We start from the raw sequence: 20,958 nt of genomic DNA, 5'->3' as shown, positions 1-20,958 counted from the left end.
TTACGGGATCGTGACCCGACCGGACGCCGCCACTGACACCGTGAGGGTGGCACCGGTCTCGATATTGGTGAGTGTGAAGGTGGCCGCCGGTAGTGCCGACCCGACATAGTTGAAGATCGGCGAGTTCGCGGCGGAGGGACCCGCCACGGAGATGCGCGGCGGCAGGTTGATGTTGCCGGCAGCGTCTGTACCAGCTCCAACCCAGGCGGTACCCGTGGTGCAATTGTTGCGGACATACATCATCTGCGTTGGACTCGAGACCTTGACGCACAGGTTGTCGTTTTCCTTGATGGCTATTTCGCGCGCCTGGTTGATCAGGGCCGCGAACTGCTGGGCACCCGACTTCAGAGTGGCGGCTTGGTAGTACCTCAAGAACGACGGCATGGCCATGATCGACAGGATGCCGATCACCGCGATCAGCACGATCAGTTCGGCGAGAGTGAACCCGGGATCTGCCCGGCGGGTCGCGAGCGGATCCGGCGAGATATCTTGTTCAGTTTGCATCGCTTTCTCGCGATGGGTTGCAAGTCGAGTGCCTGGTTAGTTCGGGACAAAACTCCAGTTTCTGAGAGCGGTTGACGGCCAGCGCCCGCACGGCTCAATGGCTGAAATGACAAAGGCCGTCACCCGTGCGACAGGAGCTGGTCCGCGGGTCAACCTAGTCGAGGCGGATGAGTTGCGGTCACACGCGCGCCGACATCCACCCGGAGGTGGCCGTCGCGCGCGCGAGGGATCAGCTGCCCGACACCTCCCGGTAGCTGCCGGGCTGCACGGTGAAGGTCTGAGGCATCTGCCCGCCCGGATTCGACGCGTGGCCGCAGTTGAAGTTGATGCTGGTGCTGGCGGCGGCGGGGTCGACGGTCGTGGCCGAGGCGTTGCGGATGTTCTGGGTGATCACCGCGCCGTCGATCTGTCCGCTTCCGCCGACCGCGAGCGCGAGCGTGCCGACCGCGTAGACGATCCCGCGCATTTGGAGGCTGCCGGAGATGTTGAGATTCCCCGCCACCACGATCATGCCGCTGAAGACGCCGCTCGGGTCGCCCTCCGCGTTGCCCTGGATCGTGATGTTGGCGAAGTCCCCCGGCGACGTGGTGTTGGGGCCGTTCTTGTCGATGTTGTCGCCGCTGACCGTGTCCACGAAGATGATGCCGTTGGGCAGCTTGTTGCCGGAGTTGAAGGTGAGGGTCTGCACGGCGGTGCCGCTCCAGTACGTGCCGTTGGCCTTGGCCATCGCCTTCAGACCGTCGAGGTCCCCGGACTTGAGCACGAACGGGCTGAACGCGGAGTCCGCGACCAGCTGCTTGACGTCGGTGACCCCGGGGCCCACCGACTGGTTCGGGGTGCCGTTGCCGTCGGCGCCGTAGACGTCGGCCGGGCCGTTGACCGCGGTGGCCCCGGTGCTCCACGTCCCGTCGCGGGCGCCGCAGGTCAGGTCGCCGCGGGCGTCGACGTTCACGTGGCCGTCCACGTTCATGGCCCCGCGCGTGAGGAGCGCGGCCGGCGGCGGCGCGCTCTTGAAGAGGAACTGGTACACGGTGGCTTGGATCTTCTGGCGGGCCGTCGAGCTACCCGTGGTCGAGGGCGCCCAGCCGACCGCGATCACGCTGCGCTCGTTCGCGTTGAGCCCGTTGGCGGGTGTTGGCCCCATTATAGTCACGAACACGGCGCCGACGTAGACGCCGTTGACGTTCAGCGGGATCGCGGCGCTGCCGTCGTAGGGGGCGGGCGCGGGTCCCACCAGGGGATTCGGCACGCCCTTGGGATCGGTCGGATTGTTGAGCGCCCAGATCGCCCGCTCGATGCCGGATTCGGCCAGCGCGCGGGCCTGCGCCACCAGCTTCTGGTTGGTGGCGATGAGCGGCTCTGAGGTGGCCAGCAGCACGAACGAGATGACCAGGGTGGCGAGGATCAGCAGCGCGAGCAGCGCCATCGGCAGGGCGATGCCGCGCTCGTCATGCGCGAGTCGCGACGGTGCGCGCATCAGCCACGGCACCGCTGGCCTCTCACGGAACATTGCGCAGCCGAACGAGCGATTCCATCGCGATGCGCTGGTCGCCGGGCGAGCCCGGACCCACCTGATCCTCCGTGCCGGTCACTAACTGCAGGCGCACCAGCTTCACGGCCCCGGGCACCGTGGTGGCGGTGCCGCTATTGGTGCTGCCGTCCCACGCGGAGTAACACGTCATGGCCAGGGTCTGCACGCCGCCGACCAACGGGGAGGTGTCTCCGCCGAAGGTTCGATTGAGGGTGGCGCCGGTCAGCTGGTAGCGGACGGGCGCGCCACTGCCGTCGACGAACGTGAGGTCGGTCGTGCCGCCCACCGCGGTCACCGAGAGCGCGGATCGCAGCTCCCGTGACATCAGCTCGAGCGCGGCGCGCCCGTTCTGCTGGGCCTCGATGCGGTGCGAGCCGAAGAGATACGCCTGCTGCCCCTGGTGCTGCACCAGGATGACGCCGCCCAGGATCACCGCGAGCACGGTGGTGACCATGAGCATCTCGGTCATGGTGAATCCGCGCTGATCGGCGAGCACGGCCGGCCAGGCCCGCCGGCGGGACCGGCTCATCGCTGCGCGACCAGCATCGTGACCATCACCGACCGCGGCGCGGCGGCATCCTTGCCGGTCGCGCTGAGCGGCGCGTACGTCACGGTCACGGTGACCAGCCGCATGCCGGAGCTGGTGACGCCGCCGCAGCCGCCGCCCACCCCGCAGTCGGTGACGCGGACCTGCCGACGGTATCCCGCGTAGGAGCCCACCGGATTCTCGTCCGCGAACGTGACCGTCCCCCCGACCTGCGGCGGCGCGGAGGGCGAGGCGGAGATGCCGAGCTGATCGACGGCGGGAATCGCGGACCACTGCGCGTTGCGCACCTGCTCGAGCCGCTGGCCGGCCAGGAAGGTGGCGGTCGACGTCTGCTTGCCCTCCTGCGTGGCGAACGTGGAGAGCGGGATGGCCGCGAGCAGGGCCAGCAGCCCGATGGTGATGATGGGCAAGGCCACGAGCACCTCGGCCAGGGTCATGCCGGGGGAGCCGACGACGACACGCCGCGGGGCGGCTCTCATGGCGCTCACGGGATCGTGACCCGCCCCGAGAGCGACACCGACACGGTGAGGGTCGCGCTCGTCTGCGGGTTGGTGATCGTATAGGTGGCGGCCGGCAGGGCGGCGCCGACGTAGTTGAAGACCGGATTCGCGGTGGTGGTCACGGTGACGCCCTCCGGGAGCGGCACGTTACCGGCCGGATCCGTCCCGGCCCCGATCCACACGCTGCCGGAGCAGCCGCCCAGCGTGTAGCTCATGGTGGTGGGGCTCGGAAGCTTGACGCACACGTTGTCGTTCACCCGCAGCGCGAGCTCGCGCGCCACGTTGATCATCGTGACGATCTGCTGGGCGCCCGACTTCAGGACCGCGCTCTGGCGATAGCTGAGGTAAGCGGGGATGGCCATGGCGACCAGCAGGCCCAGCACGGTGAGGGTCACGGTCATCTCGATGAGCGTGAATCCCCGCTGGCGGTAGCGCCCCTCCGGATCGGTCGTCGCAGTCGTTCGCAAAAGACATGCCATAGAACGCCGGGCGAGCCACGGCAGCAGGACGGCACCCCGGTCTCTTCGTTGCTACTACCAAGACCCCCCCCTGTCAACGTTCGCGGGATGGCGCCGGGCCCGGCCCGCGCGGGCGTCTGCTGCATCGCGTCGTGGCGCGCGAGGCACTGCCGAGGCTCAGCGAGTGAGCAGGACAACGCCCAGCACGATCAACATCGCGCCCAGGATCACCCGCCAGTTCAGGCGGTTGGACTCGCTGGGGAAGAGGTAGGCGATCAGCAGGACGAAGAGGGGGGCGCTGCCGGCCAGGGGGATGACCACGCTGACGTCGCCCCCGCCGAGGGCCAGCAGCACCAGGAAGACGCCGGTATTCTCCGCGATGCCGCCGGCCACGAACCAGAGCAGGCTCCGGCGCTCACAGCGCAGCGAGCCCAGGTTCCCGGAAGCGGCCACGAAGCTGGTCGAGGCGAGCAGCGCCGCGGTGACGTTGATGGCCGCGTCGAAGAGGGGCCCGGCGGTGCTGAGCCCGAGCTTGCGCACGATCGCGACCGTGCCGAAGCAGGAGGCCGCGATGAAGGGATACACGAGGTGGCGGGGGCGGAAGCCCACATAGCGCCCGCTCAGCGAGAGCAGGATCGTGCCGACCACGATCACGAGGGTGCCCCCCAGGATGGGCGGCGTCACGTGCTCGCCCAGCAGCACGATGGCCAGCCCCGTCGCCACCAGGGGCGCGAGGTTGTTGACCGCCGCGGCCACCGGCGCGCCCACCTTCTGGATGGCGAGCACGCGGAAGAGCCGACCGCCCGCGGTGCCGACCACGCCCGAGAATACGAAGTAGGGCACCGCGCGCCAGGTGTAGGCCTGCCAGGGCACGAGGATCAGCGTCGCGGTCCAGGCCGCGATGGCGCCCACGACCACGTTGATCCAGGCGCCCGCGTAGAAGTTCGAGCGCTGCAGCCCGCGCTGGATCAGGAAGGTGGCCATGGCCGCGCACAGAGCGCTGCCCAGCGCCAGGACCTGCGGCGGCACGGTCAACGCGGATCAGCCGACCTCGGCGCGAATACGGGCGTGCAGGCGGTCGAGCTGCTCGGTGATCGCCGCCACCGAGCGCGCGCCCGCCTGGAAGATCGCGGTGGCGTTGAGCGCGACCCATTCGAAGCCCATCGCCTTCAGCGCGGCCACGCGGGCCACCACCGCGTCGTGGTCGGCGTAGAAGGTCTTGCCGGCGGCGTCGCGGGGCGGGGGGGCCACCATGCTCTGCAGCCCGATGACGCCCGGATCGCGCCCGGCCTGCTCGGCGTGACGGCGGATGGCCGCGATGGATTCGCGCGCGCTCGCCGGGTCGGTCACCCGGGACGCGAGCCAGCCGTCGCCGAGGCGGCCGACGCGACGGTAGGCCGCCTCCGAGTTGCCGCCGATCCAGATCGGCAGTCGCGCGCCCTGGGGCGGCTTCGGCTCCATGGCCATGGCGACGGTGCGGTAGTGCGGGCCGGCCGTGGTCACCTCGGCGTCGGTCCAGTAGGCGCGCAGCAGCCGGATCGCGTCGTCCATCCGCGCGCCGCGGGTGCGGAAGCTCTCGCCGAGGGCCTCGTATTCCGACTCCTGCCAGCCGACGCCGACCCCGAGCCGGATCCGCCCGCCGGAGAGCGTGTCGAGCGTGCTCACCTGCTTGGCCACCAGCGCGGGCTGCCGCTGGGGCAGCACGAGCACCTCGGTGCCGAGAGTGACCCGCGAGGTGACCGCCGCGATGTAGGCGAGCGCGGTCAGCGCCTCGAGGATCGGCATCGCCGCGTTGTACGGCCCCCGCGCTCGGCCCTCGATCGGCACGCCCATCACCACGTGGTCGAAGATGTCGATGTGGTCGTAGCCGATCCGCTCGATGGCGCGGGCGAGCTCGGCGACGGCGGCCGGCCCCTCGCGGTAGGACACGCTGGCAAACTCCACGCTGAGCTTCATGCGCTCGCCTCCTTGTGAGCGCGAGTACGGTAACACGGGAGTCGGGAGCAGGGTATCGCGTGGTGATACAGTCTGAGTCGAGATGGCTCGCCCCGCGCCCCTGTTGATCGACGTCGCCCCCGCCCCCGCCACGGTCGAGTCGACGGCGGTTCGCCCCTCGCCGCGTCTGCAATCGCTCGACGTCTTCCGCGGGCTCACCATCGCGGCGATGCTGCTGGTCAACAACCCCGGCAGCTGGAGCCACGTCTACGCGCCGCTCGAGCACGTGCCGTGGGATGGCTGGACGCCGACCGATCTGGTGTTCCCGTTCTTCCTGTTCATCGTCGGCATCACCACCACGCTCTCCATCGGCGGGCTGATGGAGCGCGGGGCCAGCGGCCGCGAGCTGTTCCGCAAGGTGCTGACCCGCTCGATCATCATCTTCGCCCTCGGGCTGGCCATGCAGGGCTTCCCCGAGTACGACCTGCGCACGATCCGGGTGCCCGGCGTGCTCCAGCGCATCGCGCTGTCCTACCTGATCGCGGCCACCATCGTGCTGTGGACCGGCGTGCGCGGGCAGCTCGTGGCCCTGATCGCGCTGCTCGTGGGCTACTGGGTGCTGATGACGCGCGTGCCGGTGCCGGGGCTCGGGTCCACCGCGCTCGCGCCGGATCTGAACCTGTCCAACTGGCTCGATCTCAAGCTGATCGGCCGGAACCACCTCATGCACGAGACCATGACCTGGGATCCGGAGGGCACGCTCAGCACCCTCGGCGGCGTCGCCAGCGTGATGTGCGGGGTGCTGGCCGGCCACTGGATCCGGTCGTCGCGGGTGGCCTCGGCCAAGGTGATCGGCCTGATCGTCGCGGGCGGGGTGGGCGTGGCGCTCGGCTCGTGGTGGAGTCAGACCTACCCGATCATCAAGAACCTGTGGACGGGCTCCTTCGTCCTGCTCTCGGCGGGGATGGCCTGCCTGGTCCTGGCCGCGATCTACTGGCTCGTCGACATGAAGGGCCACCGGGGATGGGCGGTGACGCCGTTCCTGGTCTTCGGCACCAACGCGATCACCGCCTACTGGCTCTCGAGCCTCATGGGCATCGTGCTCAACTGGATCGTGATCACGAGCCCGGAGGACGGCGAGTCGCTGGTGCTCCAGACGTACATCTACGAGACGTTCTACGCCCGGTGGCTCCCGCCCGAGATGGCCTCGCTCGCCTACGCGGTCAGCTTCGTGCTGCTCTGGCTGGGGCTGCTCGGCCTCCTCTACCGGAGGCGGATCTTCATTCGGATCTGAGCCGGACGGATCGGAGGCGGGCGTAGTCGCGATAGTTGATGAGCCGGATGCCCTCCTCGGTGATCAGGCTCCGGATGCGCGGGTCGGTCAGCGTCTGCAGCTCGACCTCGCGCTCGCGGTTGTAGACCGCGTCCGGCCGTGACTCGAGCGTGCCGGGGTGGCAGGAGACCTCCGAGATCCCGGGCTTGAGCGACTGGAGCAGGCCGATCATGGCTTCCACGCCGATCTTGCTCAGATCGGTCTTGCCGAACTCGGGCTGGCCGTAGAACCGCCCGACGAACACCACCTCGGTGAGGCCGCGCACCGGCACCCGGTACTGTCGGCCCACGTCGAGGAAGAGATAGGCGATGTTGAACAGCCGGTGCACGTGGTGGTGCGAATCGATGTGATCGGGGGCCGCGCCGGTCATCCGGATGAACCGGTCGATCTGCCGGTGGATCTCGCGCTGCACGACGTCCAGGTCCTTCACGTCGATGAGCCACTTGCCCCGCGAGTCGAACGCCACGTGGAGGCCCAGGCCGAGCTTCGGCCGCCGGTGGGCCTCCTGGATCGCGGCCTCGGTGTTCGGCTCGTCCACCAGGAGGCTCGCGCTGGTCACGATGCCCCGGTCGTGGGCCTCGAGGATGCCGCGGTCGATCTCGGCGGACATGCCGAAGTCGTCCGCGTTCACGACGACCAGGCGCTCCGAGGCGGTGGCGAGGGATCGGAGGGGAGCGGCGGCCACCGCGGCGAGGGCACCGACGCCGGTGGCCAGGAAGCGTCTCCGAGAAGTCGGGAGGTCCATCGAGTCTCAACTTTAACAGTACCGTGGACTGTAAAAAAACTGACCGTGAAGAGTCCGGGTTGCCGGACGTGCGATCATCCAGACGTGTTGATCCTGGTCCTCCTGGTATTGCTGCCGACCTCGGTCTGGGCCCAGGCGCCCCGGCTGGCGGAGCCCGAGCAGTCCCGTCCGTGGGCGGTGTACTTCTCGCCCGACGACGGCACCCGCGCGGTGACCGAGGCCATCGGGCGGGCGCGGAAGAGCGTGCGCCTCCAGGCCGTCGCGGTGACATCGCCCCCGATCACGCGGGCACTCGTCGAGGCCCACCAGCGCGGGGTGAGCGTCGAGGTCATCGTGAACGCCAAGGCCCCGAAGGGTCGTGCCTCCGCGGCGCCGTCGCTCGCCCAGGCCGGCATCGCGGTCCTGAGCGACCGGGTTCACGCCCCGGTGGGCGGCGGCGTGGCCGTGATCGACCGGCAGGTCGTCCTCACCGGCGGCTTCAGCTTCGCGGCGGGCACCGAGAGCCAGAACGCAGAGAACCTGCTGGTGATCAGCGATGCGGGCCTGGCCGCGCGCTACAGCGAGAACTGGCAGGCTCACGCCGCGCACTCGGTCCGGTCGCCCACCCCGTAAGTCTGTCAGCGTCCCGACGGTTCTACGCGCCGGCGGGTAAGGTTTCCCACCGCGGCACCTGTCAGCGTCTCGACACGCCCGCGTTTCTCGCAGCTTCCGCGTCACCGTGCGACATGCGATGGTTGGCACGCCGGTTGCGCGGATCGGCGCGCATGACACCCTGGATCGCGCTCGCCGTCACGCTGTCGCTGCTGCTGCTCGATGCGCCGCTCGCGATCACCGCCTCATCCGAGGTGACCGCCGCGGCGGCACGACCGGGAACGCCCCCGCAGCCCGCGCCCCGCTACGTGCGCGAGGCGCAGCGCGCGCTGCGCGATCTCGGATACGAGCCCGGGCCGGTGGACGGCGTCGTCGGCCCGAGGACACGGGAGGCGCTGGTGAAGTACCAGCGATCGGAGAAGATCGCGGTCACCGGGCGGCTCGACCCGGAGACGATGGTGCGGCTCGACATCCAGAAGCGGGTGTTTGCCGAGCACACGCGCGCCCGGTAGCGCGAGGCCACCGGGCGCGCGATCACCTGACTGGTCGGCCTAGGCCTCGACCCAGGGCGTCCAGAGCTGGAACCACTCCTCGGGCGGATTCACGAAGCCCTTCACCTTCGGGCTCAGCACCACCAGGTTGAGGTCGTTGCAGATCGGGAAGAAGGCGGCGTCGTCCTCCATGATGATCTTGTCGATCTGCCGGTAGAGCGCGGCGCGCTTCTTGTCGTCGAGCTCGGCGCGGGCCTGGTCGAGCAGCCCGTCCACCTTGGGATTGCCGTACCAGCCGACGTTGACGCCCTTGTCGGGCTGACGGGTGGAGCGCGCCACGATGTCGATCCAGAAGTTGGTGGTCATGCCCCAGGAGAGCTGGTAGGCCCCGTGACCGGGGCGCAGCCCCTGGAACATCTTCGACAGATAGGTGATCCAGTCGAACGTCTCGAGCTTGACCCGGATGCCGACCTTGGCCAGGTCGCGCTGGATCCACTCGGCCATCGGGACCGGGATCATCTGGCCGGAGCCGGAGGTCGACGTCCAGAACACGGTCTCGAAGCCGTTACCGAGCCCGGCTTCCTTGAGGAGCGCCTTGGCCTTGTCCGGGTTGTAGGAATACGGCTTGTAGCCGGCATCGTAGGCCGCGGTGGCGGGGGAGATCATGCTCCAGGCCGGCTTGGCGGTGCCGCGCAGCAGCTCCTTGCACATCTTCTCCTTGTCCACCGACATCTGCAGCGCCTTCCGCACCCGCACGTCCTTGAACTTCTCGTCCTTCATGTTGAGGTGCCAGTACCAGATGTGCGGGGCGTTGGACTGCATCACCTGGTACTTGTCCTTGCGGAGCGCCTCGACCTCGTCGGGCGGCGGAGCGAGGATGAAGTCCACCTCGCCGGTGCGCAGGGCGGCCACCCGGGCGGCGGGGTCGTCGAGCCGGCGGAACACCAGCTTGTCGACGTTGGCCTGCGGGCCCCAGTACTCCTTGAATCGCTCGAGCACGATGCGGTCGCCCGGCACGTTCTCCACGAACTTGAAGGGGCCGGTGCCCACCGGGGCGTCGGCGAACTTCTCGTTGCCGGTCTTCTTCACCTGGGCCGGGCTGATCATCATCGGCTCGCCCCAGCTCTGCAGCGTCATCCGCTCCCACTCCGCGTAGGGCTTGCTGAACGTCATCTTCAGCGTGTACTCGTCGACCGCCTCCACGCCGGTGATGTACTCGACCACATAGCTGGTGTAGCTGTTGGCGCGCGCGTAGAACTGCGGGGCGTCCTTCTTGAACATGCGCTCCCAGGAGAACACCGCGGCCTGGGCGTTGAACGCGCTGCCGTCGTGGAACTTCACTCCCTTGCGCAGCTTGAACGTGCGGGTGAGGCCGTCCTTGGACAGCGTGTAGGACTCGGCGAGCCGCGGCACCACCTTCGGGATGGCCACGTCGGACTTGGTGAGATCCTCGGCGAGCAGGCCCTCGAACATCTGGTAGGTCACGCGATACGTGAGCCAGCAGCCGGTGGCCTGCGGGTCCAGGATGTCGGAGGGGCCTTCCATGCCGTAGACGAGCGTGCCGCCCTTCTTCGGGGTCTGGGCGCGCGCGCGCTTCGGCGTGGCCAGCGCGCCCGCGGCGCCCGCCGCGCCGGCGGCCGCGGTGCGGAGGAAGTCGCGCCGGCTCACGTCGGGCGACGTCCGGGGCAGCATCCGCATCATCAGATCGATGTTTCGAGCATCCATCACGTGCCTCCTTGGCTCGACCGGGGGCCTACCGGCGCGCGCGAGGGTCGAGGGCCTCGCGCAGACCGTCTCCGACGAAGTTGAAGGCCAGGGCCACGACCACGATGACGATGCCGGGAATGGTGGCCACGTGCGCGGCCCGGTACAGCACGAGCCGCCCGTTGCCCACCATGACGCCCCAGTCCGGGGTGGGCGGCTGCACGCCCAGGCCGAGGAAGCTCAGGCCGGCCGAGGCCACGATCATCATGCCGACCAGGGTGCTGGTGTAGACGAGCAGCGGCGGCAGCACGTTGGGCAGCAGGTGCCGGCCGATCAGCCGGCCGCGGCCGGCTCCGAGGGCGCGGGCGCCCTCCACGAACTCGAGTGGCTTCACCGACAGGGTGGCGGTGCGGACCACGCGCGTGCTGTAGGGCACCAGGACCACCGCGAGCGCGAACATCTGGTTCTGCATGCCGGGTCCGATCACGCCCACGATCGCGATGGCGAGCAGCACGAGGGGGAACGCGAAGAACACGTCGAGCACGCGCATGATCACGTGATCGAGCAGGCCGCCGGCGTAGCCGGCGAGCAGTCCGAGCCCGAGCGCCACGACCGCCGCGGTCACCGTGGGCAGGATGCCGACCAGCAGGGAGGCGCGGCCGCCCCAGATGAGCCGGCTCAGGATGTCGCGGCCCTGCTCGTCGGTGCCGAGCAGGTGGCCGGCGGTGCCGATCGGCGCGAGCCGCTCCGTGGCCCCGGACGTCAGCGGATCCCACGGGCTGATGAGCGGGGCGGCCAGCGCGGCCCCGCCCGCGATCGCGATGATGACCACGCCGACCAGGGCCTGCCGGTCGCGCGCGAACGCGCGCAGGAAGCCGACGAGCGCGGTCGGGCCGCGGCGGGCGCGGGCCTGCACCGGATTGACCGCGAGCGCGGTGGTGGTGGCCACGTCAGGCCGGCCGCGAGCGCGGATCGAGGTAGAGGTTCAGCAGATCGACCGCCAGGTTCACGATCACGAACGACAGCGCGATGAAGAGCGCGGCGCCCTGGACCACCTGCACGTCGCGCGCGATGACCGAGCTGACGAGCTGGCGGCCGAGCCCCGGCCAGCCGAAGACCTCCTCGGTGAAGACGGCGCCGCCCAGCAGGTAGCCGAGCTGCAGCCCGGCGATGGTGAGGATCGGCGGCCAGGCCACCCGCAGCGCGTGCAGGCCCAGGACCGCACGCTCGGAGAGGCCCTTGGACCGTGCGACCTTGATGTAGTCCTGACCGAGGATCTCCAGCACCGAGGCCCGCGTCATGCGGGCGATGATCGCGCCGGGCGCGGCCGCGGTGGCCACCGCCGGCATGATCAGGTGCGCGAGCAGGTCCTCGAAGCCCCCGGGGCCGCGCGACGAGTACATGCCGAGGCTGGGCAGCCAGCGCAGGTTGATGGCGAAGAACACGATGAGCACCAGGCCGAGCCAGAAGGGCGGCATGTTGCCGACGAGGAGCGAGGCGCCCATCGCGGCCCGGTCCACCACCGTCTGCTGGCGCGAGGCGGCGAGCACCCCCACCGCGACGCCGCCCACCGCGGCCAGGACGAAGCTCGCGCCGGCGAGGATCAGCGTGTTGCCGAACTTGGGGAGCAGCAGCTCGACCACCGGCTTGTGCACGATCGGGGAGAGCCCGAGATCACCGTGCAGCGCGCGCCAGAGCCACTTGCCGTACTGGACGTAGATCGCCTCGTCGAGGCCCAGGGCGTGGCGCAGCTGGGCGAGCGACTGGTCGGTGGCCATGGGCCCGAGCAGGGCGCGGGCCACGTCGCCCGGAATCAGCTTCATGGCGAGGAAGATCACCACCGAGATGCCGAAGAGGACGGGGACGAGGCCGAGCAGCCGCTGCAGGACGTAGACGATCACGCGGGTCGGCCCGCCTTCGTGCCCTCGAGGCGCGTGCGCAGGCGCTCGCAGTAGTCGGCGGCCTGCTCGGCGAAGCGCGTCTCGAAGAACTCGTCCACCGCGCGGCTCAGGATCTCGTCGGCGTCGGTGCGGATCGGCAGCGGGCTCCGGCTGCGCAGCGTGTTCACCGCGAGCGTCTTCAGCGGGCCCGCGATGTCGTAGTCGAGGGTGAGGCGCACGCGGACGCCCGCGTCGGTCGGCTCGAGCCGCCAGCGGCCGCTGATCGTGACCAGCTCACCGCGCAGGGTGAACCGTCGCTCGCGATGACCCCCCTCACCCTGTCCTCTCCCCTCGAGGGGAGAGGGGCGGGAGGGGCGATCGATGCGGAGCGTCGCGACCTGCTCCTGTCGGTCCACGATCGGCAGATCGAGCGCGTGGTCCAGGGTGGCGCCGGAGGGAGATCGGCTGACGCCGGGGAAGTAGAAGTACGTAGCGCGCCGGCCGAGGGCTGCCCACGCGTCGTCCAGGGAGGACGACGATGACGTCTCGGCGGTCACGGTGACCATCGCTCTCCAGAAAGTCCGCCGGCCCGATCGACGGTCGGCACGTGCCGCCACGTCGCGGGCCCCGCCCACTATAGTCCATGGCATGATGCACCCGCAATAGAACACCCCTCACCCTGACCCTCTCCCCCGAGGGAAGAGGGAGCGACCCGAACACAGGAGACGATCACGATGTTGAGGCGGCCGGACGTCGACGAGGTGATGGAGTACGGGCGCGCGCTGGGATTCGATCTCACCCCGACCGAGGCGCGGCTGATCCAGGCCCGCATGATGGACACGGTCGCCGCGCTCGAGGCGTTCGACGAGATGCGCGTGGAGGAGCGGCGGCCGCCGCTGTCCTTCACCGACCGCGACCCGGGGCGTCGGCCCTCGGAGGAGGAGGACCCGCTCGGCGCGTTCATCACGAAGTGCCGCGTCAAGGGCGCGGACTCGGGTCCGCTCCACGGCAAGACCGTCGCGCTGAAGGACCACATCGCGCTGGCCGGCGTGCCGATGACGTTCAGCTCGCACATGATGGACGGCTACGTGCCGGACTTCGACGCCACCGTGGCCACCCGGCTGCTCGCCGCCGGGGCCACCATCGTGGGCAAGCTCAAGATGGAGGAGTTCTCCTGGGGCGGGCCCGGGCTCTCCGGGGTGGGGGACTACGGGCGGCCGCTCAACCCGCACAACCGCGAGCACGTCACCGGCGGCTCGTCGTCCGGATCGGGCGCGGCGGTGGCCGGCCGCATGGTGGACATCTCGCTCGGCGGCGACCAGGGCGGATCCATCCGCCTGCCCGCCGCGTGGTGCGGCATCGTGGGGCTCATGCCGACCCACGGGCTGGTGCCGCACACCGGCGTCTTCGGGCTCGAGCCCACCATCGACTACGTGGGCCCGATGGCGCGGACCGTGGAGGACATCGCGGTGTCGCTTCAGTGCCTGGCCGGGCGCGACGGCCTCGACCCGCGGCAGGCCGACGTGCCGGCCACGCTGCCCCGCTACGTCGATGCGCTCGCCCGCGGGGTGAGCGGCCTGCGCGTCGGCGTCCTGGAGGAAGGTCTCGGAGTGCCGGGCGGCGATCGCGCCGTCGACGAGGCGGTGATGGAGGCGGTGGGCGCGCTGGAGCGGGCGGGCGCGCGCGTCCGGCGGGTCTCGGTGCCGCTGCACACGAAGGCGCTCCCCGCGCTGCTGCCGATCTACCTCGAGGGCGGCAAGCGGATGTACGACACCCACTTCGGCGGCTCGTTCGCCAAGACGTACTATCCGTCGTCGCTGATCTCGATCTTCGGCCGCCTCAAGCAGAGCCACGCGCGGGAGTTCTCGCCGAACCTCAAGCTCAACCTGCTGCAGGGCTACTATCTGCAGCGCAACTACGGCGGCCGCCTCTACGCGAAGGCCCAGAACGTGCGGCCCACGTTCGCGGCGCAGTACGACCGCGTCTTCCACGACGTCGACGTGCTGGCCATGCCCACCATCCCGCTGACCGCGCCGCGCTGGCGGGCGCCGCGCGATCACGAGGACGCGCTGGAGCTGACCATGCTGGGCGGGGCGCGGAGCCTGGACCTCGGCCCGGTGATCGCCAACACGTGTCCGTTCAACTACACGGGCCATCCCGCCATCAGCGTGCCGTGCGCCAAGCTCGGCGGGATGCCGGTGGGGCTCATGCTGGTGGCGCCGCATTTCCGCGAGGACGCGCTGCTGCAGGCCGCGGCCGCGTACCAGCGGGCGGTCGACTGGGACGCGCTGCTCGCGGTGCCCGACTCCGGCGCCTGATCGTCGAGACCGCCCGCTCGATGGAGGATCCGGCCGCGCGCGCCACCCGCACCGTCACGCGGGTGGCCAGCGGCGCGATGGTCTGGCGCGCGTGGGGCGCGGGCCCGCCGCTCGTCCTCCTCCACGGAGCCAGCGGCTCGTGGACGCACTGGATCCGCAACGTGCTGCCGCTCGCCGAGCGCTTCCGCGTGCTCGCGCCCGACATGCCGGGCTACGGCGAGTCGGACGCCCCGCCGGAGCCGCACACCGCGGACCGGCTGGCCGATCTGGTGACCGCCGGCATCGACCAGATCCTGACCGCGCCGGCCACGTTCGATCTGGCCGGCTTTTCATTCGGCGCGATCATCGGCGGCCTGGTGGCCGCGCGGCTCGGGACGCGGGTTCGGACGTTGGTGCTGATCGGGACCGGCGGGCTCGGGCTGACCCCGGCGCCGGTGCGGACCCTCCTCCGTCTCGAGCCGGGGATGGAGCCCGATGCGATCCGGCACGTCCACCGCGAGAACCTGCGCACCCTGATGCTCGCTCGTCCCGAGAGCGCCGACGATCTCGCGGTGGCGCTGCAGATCGACAACGTGCAGCGCGCGCGCTTCAAGTCGGGCACGATCCCGGTGTCGGACGTGCTCCGCCGAGCGCTCCCGGCCGTCCGCGCGCACCTGGCCGGGATCTGGGGCAGCCGCGACGCGTTCACCGGCCATCACCTGGCCGAGAGCCGACGTCTGCTGACCGAGACGGACGAGAGGCTCGACACCCGCGTGATCGAGGGGGCGGGCCACTGGGTCAACTACGAGGCGGCGCCGGAGGTCAATCGGCTGCTGATCGAGTGGCTCACGCCCCGACGCGCGTAGGCGCGTGAGCGCGGTCCGACCCGAGGGACTCAGCGCCCCTGGAACTGCGGCCGCCGCTTCTCCGAGAACGCCTTGACCCCCTCCTGGTAGTCCTGGCTGTCGAAGCAGTCCTTGATCAGCCGATCGAGCATCGCGTAGTCACGCCGCTCCTCCGGCCGCACCAGCTGATCCACGCTGGCCTTCGCGGAGCGCAGGGTCAGCGGGGCGTTGCGCGACATCATGATCGCGTAGTCGCGGGTGAAGCGCTCGAGGTCGGCCTTCGGCACCACCTGGTTGACCAGGCCCATGCGGAGGGCGTCCGGGGCGCTGAAGTCGGTGCGCGCGGTGAAGAACAGCTCCTTGGTGTAGGCCGGACCGATCAGCGACATGAGCTTCTCCATGCCGTGATAGTGGTAGCCCAGCCCCAGGCGGGCCGCCGGGATGCCGAAGCGCGCGTCGTCGGCCGCGATGCGCATGTCGCAGGTGATCGCGATCGAGACGCCGCCCCCGATGCAGAAGCCGTGGATCATCGCGAGCAGCGGCTTGCCGAGCTTGGCGAGCGACTGCGAGCCCGCCCCCGAGATGCGGCGGTACTCCTCCTCGTCCGCCGCGTTGCGGCGGCGGTCCTTGAACTGCGAGATGTCCGCGCCGGCCACGAAGGCCTGCTCGCCCGCCCCGCGCAGGATCACCACCCGGATCGCGTCGTCGGCCGCGAGGTCGGCCACGTACTCGGGCATGGCCTGCCACATCTCCTGGCTCACCGCGTTGCGCTTCTCGGGCTGGTTGAAGGTGATCCAGCCGATCGGGCCGTCCTTCTGCATCAGCAGCTTCTCGGTCTTCACGGTCGCGGTCATGGCGCTCTCCTGGGATGGCGGATGGCCGGACCCGTGGCCGGCGGAGACTGGTGTATCCCGTCCGCCCGCCCCGCGCAAGTGCGGTATGCTCCGGGCCGTCACCGCCATGCCGACTCCGCCCCGGTACGAGGAGGCGCGCGCTGCCTTTCGCTGGGAGGAGAGCGCCCGCGCGCTGGGCTGGCGTCCGGGCGAGCCGGTGAGCCTGGGGCACACCATCGTCGATCGCCACGCGGGAGCCGATCGACCCGCGCTGCGCTGGCGAAGCCGCCACGGTGAGGGGCGCACGTACACCTTCGACGAGCTGGCGCGGCTGACCGCCCGCTTCGCCGCGGTGCTGCAGGCCCACGGCGTCCGTCGCGGCGACCGCGTCGCCTCGTTCATGCCGCGCGTGCCCGAGATGCTGATCGCGATGATCGGCGCGTGGAAGGCCGGCGCGGTGTACGTGCCGATCTTCACCGGCTTCGGCCCCGACGCCATCGACTTCCGCCTGCGCCACAGCGGCGCCGCCGTGATCTGCACCCACCGCGAGCACCGCGCCCGTCTACCCGCGACGCTGCCGCCCGCCACGCGGGTCGTCACGGTGACGGGTGACGACAGCCCGGCGCCCGGCTCCGTGGCCGGCGCCCTGGCCCCCGATATCGATTTCTGGCGCGCCATGCGGGAGGCGCGCGAGGACGGGACGCCCGCGACCTGTCGGCGAGACGATCCGGCCGTGCTGCTCTACACCTCGGGCTCGACGGGGGCGCCCAAGGGGGTGAGGATCGCCGCCAACTTCCTGATGGCGATCCATCCCCATCTCGTGTTCGGCGCCGATCTGCGGAGCGGCGACGCCTTCTGGCCGACCGGCGATCCCGGGTGGGGCTACGGCCTGGTGTGTTACATGGGCGCGCTCGCCCTGGGCCTCCCGGTCCACTCGCACGAGGCCGCGCCGACCGCGGAGTACTGCCTGGCCCAGCTGCGCGCGCAGCAGATCACCAACCTGGCGACCACGCCGACCCTGCTGCGCTCCGTGATGGCCCTCGGAGCCGCCGCGGGCGAGGGGGTGCGCCTGCGCCGCGCGAGCAGCTGCGGGGAGCCGCTGAACGCGCAGGTGGTGCGCTTCTTCCAGGAGCACTGGAGCGTCACGGTGCGGGACCAGTACGGCTCGAGCGAATTCGGCCTGCCCGTCGGCAACCTCGCCCCGATCGACATGGCGGTGAAGCCCGGCTCGATGGGGCTGCCGCTGCCCGGCTGCACGATGGCGGTGGTGGACGACGACGGCCATGAGGTGGCGACGGACGTGGTCGGGCACGTCGGGATGAAGCCGCACCCGGAGGGCTACTACTCGCTCGGCTACTGGAACGACCCCGGGCGGGATCGCGAGGGCTACCGCGGCGAGTGGCTCACCTGCGGGGATCTGGCCCGCCGCGACGCCGACGGCTACTTCTGGTTCGAGGGCCGCGCCGACGACGTGATCAAGAGCGCGGGCTACCGCATCGGCCCCTTCGAGGTGGAGAGCGCGATCCTCAAGCACGACGCGGTGGCGGAGGCCGCGGTGGTGGGCAAGCCCGATCCGCTGCGCGGCCAGATCGTGAAGGCCTTCGTGGTGCTCAAGCCCGGCCGCGCGCCGCGGGGCGGGCTCGAGGGCGAGATCGTCGACGTGGTCAAGACGCACCTGGGCCGGCACCAGTACCCGCGCGAGATCGAGTTCCTCGCCGAGCTGCCCAAGACCGAGACCGGCAAGATCCAGCGGTTCCTGCTGCGGCGTCGGTGACGCCGCGATCGAGGAGAACACGCGATGCCCGCCTACGAGGTGATCACCGGGCCGAGCCCGTGGCCGGCCCGCTATACGTTCTCCCCCGCGGTGCGCGCGGGAAATCTCCTGTTCATCTCGGGCATGACCGCGGGCGACGACACCGGTCAGATCGTCGGCCCCGGCGACATCGTGGCCCAGACGCGCTACATCTTCGAGAAATTCGGCCGTCTGCTCGCGGACGCCGGCGCCGGCTTCGAGCACATCGTGCAGACCACCGAGTACGTGACGACCACCGAGAACTACGCCAAGACCGCGGCGGTGCGCCGCGAGATCTTCAAGGACCGCTTCCCCACCGCCACCGGCGTGATCGTCGCCGGCCTCCTGCGCGAGGGCGCCCTGATCGAGATCTCCGCCATCGCCGTCCTCCCCGATCACGCCCCGCCCATGTCTTCCCCTCTCCCCGGTGGGCAGAGGGCAGGATGAGGGGCGGTTGAAAAGAAGGAGCCACCATGCCCGACCCGCGATCGATGGACCAGGCCTTCCAGCGCATCATGCGCAGCCTCGTCGACACCGGCCGCGCCCCGCACTACGCGGAGCTGGCCCGCGCCCTCGCGGTGCCCGCCGAGGAGGGCCGCGCGCTGCTGCGCGACGTGATGGCCGCCTATCCGATCGGCTGGCTCCATCCCGACACCGACTACATCGCGTCGTTCCCGCCGCTGAACAATCTGCCCACCCAGTACCGCATCACGGTGCGCGGCGAGCAGCGCTGGTTCGCCCAGTGCGGATTCGAGGCCACCTCGGCGACCTGGCTCTTCCCCGGCCAGACCGTGCGGGTCGACGCGCCCTGCCTCGACTGCGGCGACCCGGTGACGGTCGAGATGCGCGACGGGACGATCACGTGGGTCGATCCGCCCGGCCTCGTCGGGCACCTGGCCTTCGGCTTCGGCCCCTCGCGCGGCCGGCCGCCGTATCTCTGAACCGGGATGAACCTCTTCCGGTCGGAAGAGCACGCGCGCCGCTGGAGCCAGTACACGCCTCGGTCCGAGGAAGGATTCATCACGCTGCCGCAGCTGGCCGGTTTCTTCGGCACCGAGAGCCGCCGGCACATGCTGGACGGCGACTACCTCTCGACGTGGTATCCGCGCCGCGGGGCCGAGCGCCGCGCCTATCTGGAGTCGATCGGCAAGACCACCCCGTTCTGGATGGGCACACCGGATCTCCCGGTGTCCTGATCCCAACCACAAAGGAGCGTCGACCATGAAGGCGATTCGCGTCTCGGAGTACGGCGGCCCCGCCGTGCTCAAGCTCGAGGAGATCCCCACGCCCCAGCCGGGCCCGGGCCAGGTGCTCGTGCGCAATCACGCGGTGGGCATCAACCCGGTGGACACCTACCTGCGCTCGAACACCGACAACCGCGGGCCGAAGCTGCCCTACACCCCGGGCGCCGACGCGGCCGGCGTGGTCGAGTCGGTCGGGTCGGGTGTGACCGGCGTGAAGGCGGGCGATCGCGTCTACGTGGGCGGCACCGTCAGCGGCGCCTACGCCGAGTACTGCGTGTGCGAGCCCGCCCAGGTGCATCCGCTGCCGGCCAATGCGAGCTTCGCGCAGGGCGCGGCGATGAACATTCCCTATGCCACCGCCTACCATGCGCTGTTCAATCGCGCTCACGGCAGCGCGGGCGAGACGGTGCTGGTGCACGGCGCCTCCGGCGGCGTGGGCATCGGCGCGGTCCAGCTCGCGCGGGCGCGCGGCCTCACCGTCATCGGGACCGCGAGCACCGAGCGCGGCCGGAAGATGGTGGCCGAGCAGGGGGCCCATCACGTGCTCGACCACGGCGCGCCGGGTTATCTCGAGGAGTGCGTGCGGCTCGCCGGCGGGCGCGGGCCCGACGTCATCATGGAGATGCTGGCCAACGTGAACCTCCAGAAAGATCTAGGGATCATCGCCCTGCGGGGGCGCATCGTGGTGATCGGCAACCGCGGCACGGTCGAGATCAACGCGCGGCTGGCCATGAACAAGGACGCGGCGATCCTGGGCATGGCGCTGAACCACGCGACGCCCGCCCAGCACGCGGGCATCCACGCCGCGCTGGTGGAGGGGCTCCGCAACGGCTCGCTGGGTCCGGTGATCGCGCAGGAGCTGCCGCTTGGTGAGGCCGCACGCGCCCACGAGGCGGTCATGCAGGCCGGCCACCACGGCAAGATCGTGCTGGTGGCGTGACGGCCGGAAGAGTGGGTGGAGGTGCCCGGGAACATTCGTGACGCTCGCGCGTGCGGCTCTCCCCCTCGTCCTTGCCCTCCTGACGCTCGCGGGCTGTGGTGTCGTGAGGTTCAGCTCGCGCTCGCAGGAGCGAATCACCGGCGTTCTTCGCAAGCCGAATGGTGACGGCCCGTTCCCGGCGGTCGTCCTCATGCACGGGTGCGGTGGCATTCAACCTGGCAATGAGTCGTGGGCAAGCTTCCTCACCGAGGGGGGGTACGTCACGCTACTCGTGGACAGCTTCGGTCCTCGTGGCCTGACCGAGATCTGCACCAACTTCGGCCGACTCGGCGTTTCGCAGCGAACACTCGACGCCTATGGCGCGCTCGACTACCTCCGATCGTCGCCGTTCGTCGACCGGGAACGCGTGGCGCTCATGGGGTGGTCACACGGCGGCAGCGTCGTGCTGGCCGCGATGTGGGAGCGCAGCCGACCTCCGGAAGGTGGCTTTCGCGCCGGCGTCGCCCTGTATCCCTTCTGCGAGCACTACTCCCGGTTCTACGCGCCGCTGTTGATCCTCATCGGAGGCGCGGATGACTGGACTCCGGCGGTGCGGTGCGAGGTAGTGCAGGGGCATGCGACCGTCGAGCTCGAGGTGTACCGAGGGGCGCCGCATTCCTTCGACAATCCGGGGCGTCCACGCAGCTACCTGGGGCACACGCTCGGCTACGATGACGCCGCCACCACCGCCGCTCGGCAGCGGGTCAGCGATTTTTTCGGCCGACGCCTGCGGCACGAGTGATCGGTTG

Annotated in this window: 24 protein-coding genes; 11 read left to right on the top strand and 13 right to left on the bottom strand. The window is 70.3% G+C overall.

Annotated features, from left to right (window positions below; all coding sequences use genetic code 11):
- The 7 genes from VKN16_12075 to VKN16_12045 form a co-directional block, all read right to left on the bottom strand.
- Positions 1-504 carry a GspH/FimT family pseudopilin gene (locus VKN16_12075; protein ID HME94944.1) on the bottom strand — a complete coding sequence of 168 codons (504 nt, stop codon included), beginning with the start codon at positions 502-504 and terminating at the stop codon, positions 1-3.
- Between the two features lie 229 nt (positions 505-733).
- Positions 734-1,993: a hypothetical protein gene (locus tag VKN16_12070; GenBank protein ID HME94943.1), complete on the bottom strand. Its 1,260-nt coding sequence runs from the start codon at positions 1,991-1,993 to the stop codon at positions 734-736.
- A gap of 10 nt (positions 1,994-2,003) precedes the next feature.
- The gene (locus VKN16_12065; GenBank protein ID HME94942.1) at positions 2,004-2,564 is read right to left on the bottom strand and encodes a prepilin-type N-terminal cleavage/methylation domain-containing protein; all 561 of its coding nucleotides are present in this window, start codon (positions 2,562-2,564) and stop codon (positions 2,004-2,006) included.
- Positions 2,561-3,061 carry a hypothetical protein gene (locus tag VKN16_12060; GenBank protein HME94941.1) on the bottom strand — a complete coding sequence of 167 codons (501 nt, stop codon included), beginning with the start codon at positions 3,059-3,061 and terminating at the stop codon, positions 2,561-2,563. Before VKN16_12060 ends, VKN16_12065 begins: the two co-directional genes overlap by 4 nt.
- 5 nt (positions 3,062-3,066) lie before the next feature.
- A complete protein-coding gene (locus VKN16_12055; GenBank protein HME94940.1) occupies positions 3,067-3,549 on the bottom strand; it encodes a GspH/FimT family pseudopilin in 483 nt (160 codons plus the stop codon).
- Between the two features lie 168 nt (positions 3,550-3,717).
- The gene (locus tag VKN16_12050; protein ID HME94939.1) at positions 3,718-4,569 is read right to left on the bottom strand and encodes an EamA family transporter; all 852 of its coding nucleotides are present in this window, start codon (positions 4,567-4,569) and stop codon (positions 3,718-3,720) included.
- Between the two features lie 12 nt (positions 4,570-4,581).
- On the bottom strand, positions 4,582-5,496 hold the full coding sequence (locus tag VKN16_12045) for an LLM class F420-dependent oxidoreductase (GenBank protein ID HME94938.1): 915 nt from the start codon (positions 5,494-5,496) through the stop codon (positions 4,582-4,584).
- Positions 5,497-5,578: 82 nt separating this feature from the next.
- On the opposite strand from VKN16_12045, the gene VKN16_12040 reads away from it, so the two are divergent.
- Positions 5,579-6,769 carry a heparan-alpha-glucosaminide N-acetyltransferase domain-containing protein gene (locus VKN16_12040; GenBank protein HME94937.1) on the top strand — a complete coding sequence of 397 codons (1,191 nt, stop codon included), beginning with the start codon at positions 5,579-5,581 and terminating at the stop codon, positions 6,767-6,769.
- Here the strand turns inward: VKN16_12040 and VKN16_12035 are convergent.
- Positions 6,756-7,553 (bottom strand): ChbG/HpnK family deacetylase, encoded by a 798-nt coding sequence (locus VKN16_12035; GenBank protein ID HME94936.1) that lies wholly within the window; start codon positions 7,551-7,553, stop codon positions 6,756-6,758. The two genes, VKN16_12040 and VKN16_12035, sit on opposite strands and share 14 nt — an antisense overlap.
- An 84-nt stretch (positions 7,554-7,637) precedes the next feature.
- Between VKN16_12035 and VKN16_12030 the strand changes: the two genes are divergently transcribed.
- Positions 7,638-8,165, top strand: a complete 528-nt coding sequence (locus VKN16_12030; GenBank protein ID HME94935.1) for a phospholipase D-like domain-containing protein — start codon at positions 7,638-7,640, stop codon at positions 8,163-8,165.
- Between the two features lie 152 nt (positions 8,166-8,317).
- Positions 8,318-8,656, top strand: a complete 339-nt coding sequence (locus VKN16_12025; GenBank protein ID HME94934.1) for a peptidoglycan-binding domain-containing protein — start codon at positions 8,318-8,320, stop codon at positions 8,654-8,656.
- Positions 8,657-8,695: 39 nt separating this feature from the next.
- On the opposite strand, the gene VKN16_12020 is transcribed toward VKN16_12025, so the two are convergent.
- From VKN16_12020 to VKN16_12005, 4 genes are read right to left on the bottom strand one after another with little or no spacing between them, the layout of a single operon-like run.
- Positions 8,696-10,360 (bottom strand): ABC transporter substrate-binding protein, encoded by a 1,665-nt coding sequence (locus VKN16_12020; protein ID HME94933.1) that lies wholly within the window; start codon positions 10,358-10,360, stop codon positions 8,696-8,698.
- Positions 10,361-10,388: 28 nt separating this feature from the next.
- Positions 10,389-11,288: an ABC transporter permease gene (locus tag VKN16_12015; protein ID HME94932.1), complete on the bottom strand. Its 900-nt coding sequence runs from the start codon at positions 11,286-11,288 to the stop codon at positions 10,389-10,391.
- A 1-nt stretch (position 11,289) separates the two neighbouring features.
- Positions 11,290-12,240 (bottom strand): ABC transporter permease, encoded by a 951-nt coding sequence (locus VKN16_12010; GenBank protein HME94931.1) that lies wholly within the window; start codon positions 12,238-12,240, stop codon positions 11,290-11,292.
- On the bottom strand, positions 12,237-12,785 hold the full coding sequence (locus VKN16_12005) for a hypothetical protein (protein HME94930.1): 549 nt from the start codon (positions 12,783-12,785) through the stop codon (positions 12,237-12,239). The genes VKN16_12010 and VKN16_12005 overlap by 4 nt, the downstream gene beginning before the upstream one ends.
- A 168-nt stretch (positions 12,786-12,953) precedes the next feature.
- On the opposite strand from VKN16_12005, the gene VKN16_12000 reads away from it, so the two are divergent.
- Positions 12,954-14,537 carry an amidase family protein gene (locus VKN16_12000; GenBank protein HME94929.1) on the top strand — a complete coding sequence of 528 codons (1,584 nt, stop codon included), beginning with the start codon at positions 12,954-12,956 and terminating at the stop codon, positions 14,535-14,537.
- Positions 14,538-14,557: 20 nt separating this feature from the next.
- The gene (locus tag VKN16_11995) at positions 14,558-15,382 is read left to right on the top strand and encodes an alpha/beta fold hydrolase (GenBank protein ID HME94928.1); all 825 of its coding nucleotides are present in this window, start codon (positions 14,558-14,560) and stop codon (positions 15,380-15,382) included.
- A gap of 29 nt (positions 15,383-15,411) precedes the next feature.
- Here VKN16_11995 and VKN16_11990 read toward each other — a convergent pair whose 3' ends face one another.
- Complete coding sequence (locus VKN16_11990; GenBank protein ID HME94927.1) at positions 15,412-16,215, bottom strand: enoyl-CoA hydratase; 804 nt, start codon at positions 16,213-16,215, stop codon at positions 15,412-15,414.
- Between the two features lie 106 nt (positions 16,216-16,321).
- On the opposite strand from VKN16_11990, the gene VKN16_11985 reads away from it, so the two are divergent.
- Genes VKN16_11985 through VKN16_11960 form a run of 6 tightly spaced genes read left to right on the top strand, consistent with a single transcriptional unit; the run spans position 16,322 to position 20,951 of the window.
- Positions 16,322-17,968 (top strand): AMP-binding protein, encoded by a 1,647-nt coding sequence (locus VKN16_11985; protein ID HME94926.1) that lies wholly within the window; start codon positions 16,322-16,324, stop codon positions 17,966-17,968.
- A 24-nt stretch (positions 17,969-17,992) separates the two neighbouring features.
- On the top strand, positions 17,993-18,433 hold the full coding sequence (locus VKN16_11980) for a RidA family protein (GenBank protein HME94925.1): 441 nt from the start codon (positions 17,993-17,995) through the stop codon (positions 18,431-18,433).
- A 26-nt stretch (positions 18,434-18,459) separates the two neighbouring features.
- The gene (gene merB, locus VKN16_11975) at positions 18,460-18,927 is read left to right on the top strand and encodes an organomercurial lyase (protein ID HME94924.1); all 468 of its coding nucleotides are present in this window, start codon (positions 18,460-18,462) and stop codon (positions 18,925-18,927) included.
- 6 nt (positions 18,928-18,933) lie between these two features.
- Positions 18,934-19,182, top strand: a complete 249-nt coding sequence (locus tag VKN16_11970) for a hypothetical protein (GenBank protein ID HME94923.1) — start codon at positions 18,934-18,936, stop codon at positions 19,180-19,182.
- 25 nt (positions 19,183-19,207) lie between these two features.
- Positions 19,208-20,170, top strand: a complete 963-nt coding sequence (locus tag VKN16_11965; protein HME94922.1) for an NADPH:quinone reductase — start codon at positions 19,208-19,210, stop codon at positions 20,168-20,170.
- A gap of 37 nt (positions 20,171-20,207) precedes the next feature.
- Positions 20,208-20,951, top strand: a complete 744-nt coding sequence (locus VKN16_11960; GenBank protein ID HME94921.1) for a dienelactone hydrolase family protein — start codon at positions 20,208-20,210, stop codon at positions 20,949-20,951.
- The last annotated feature ends 7 nt before the right edge of the window (positions 20,952-20,958 follow it).

The organism is Candidatus Methylomirabilota bacterium (genome assembly GCA_035315345.1).
GTDB lineage: Bacteria > Methylomirabilota > Methylomirabilia > Rokubacteriales > CSP1-6 > CAMLFJ01.
Note: the sequence above shows the minus strand (reverse complement) of the source record. Positions and strands in the feature narration are given on the sequence as shown.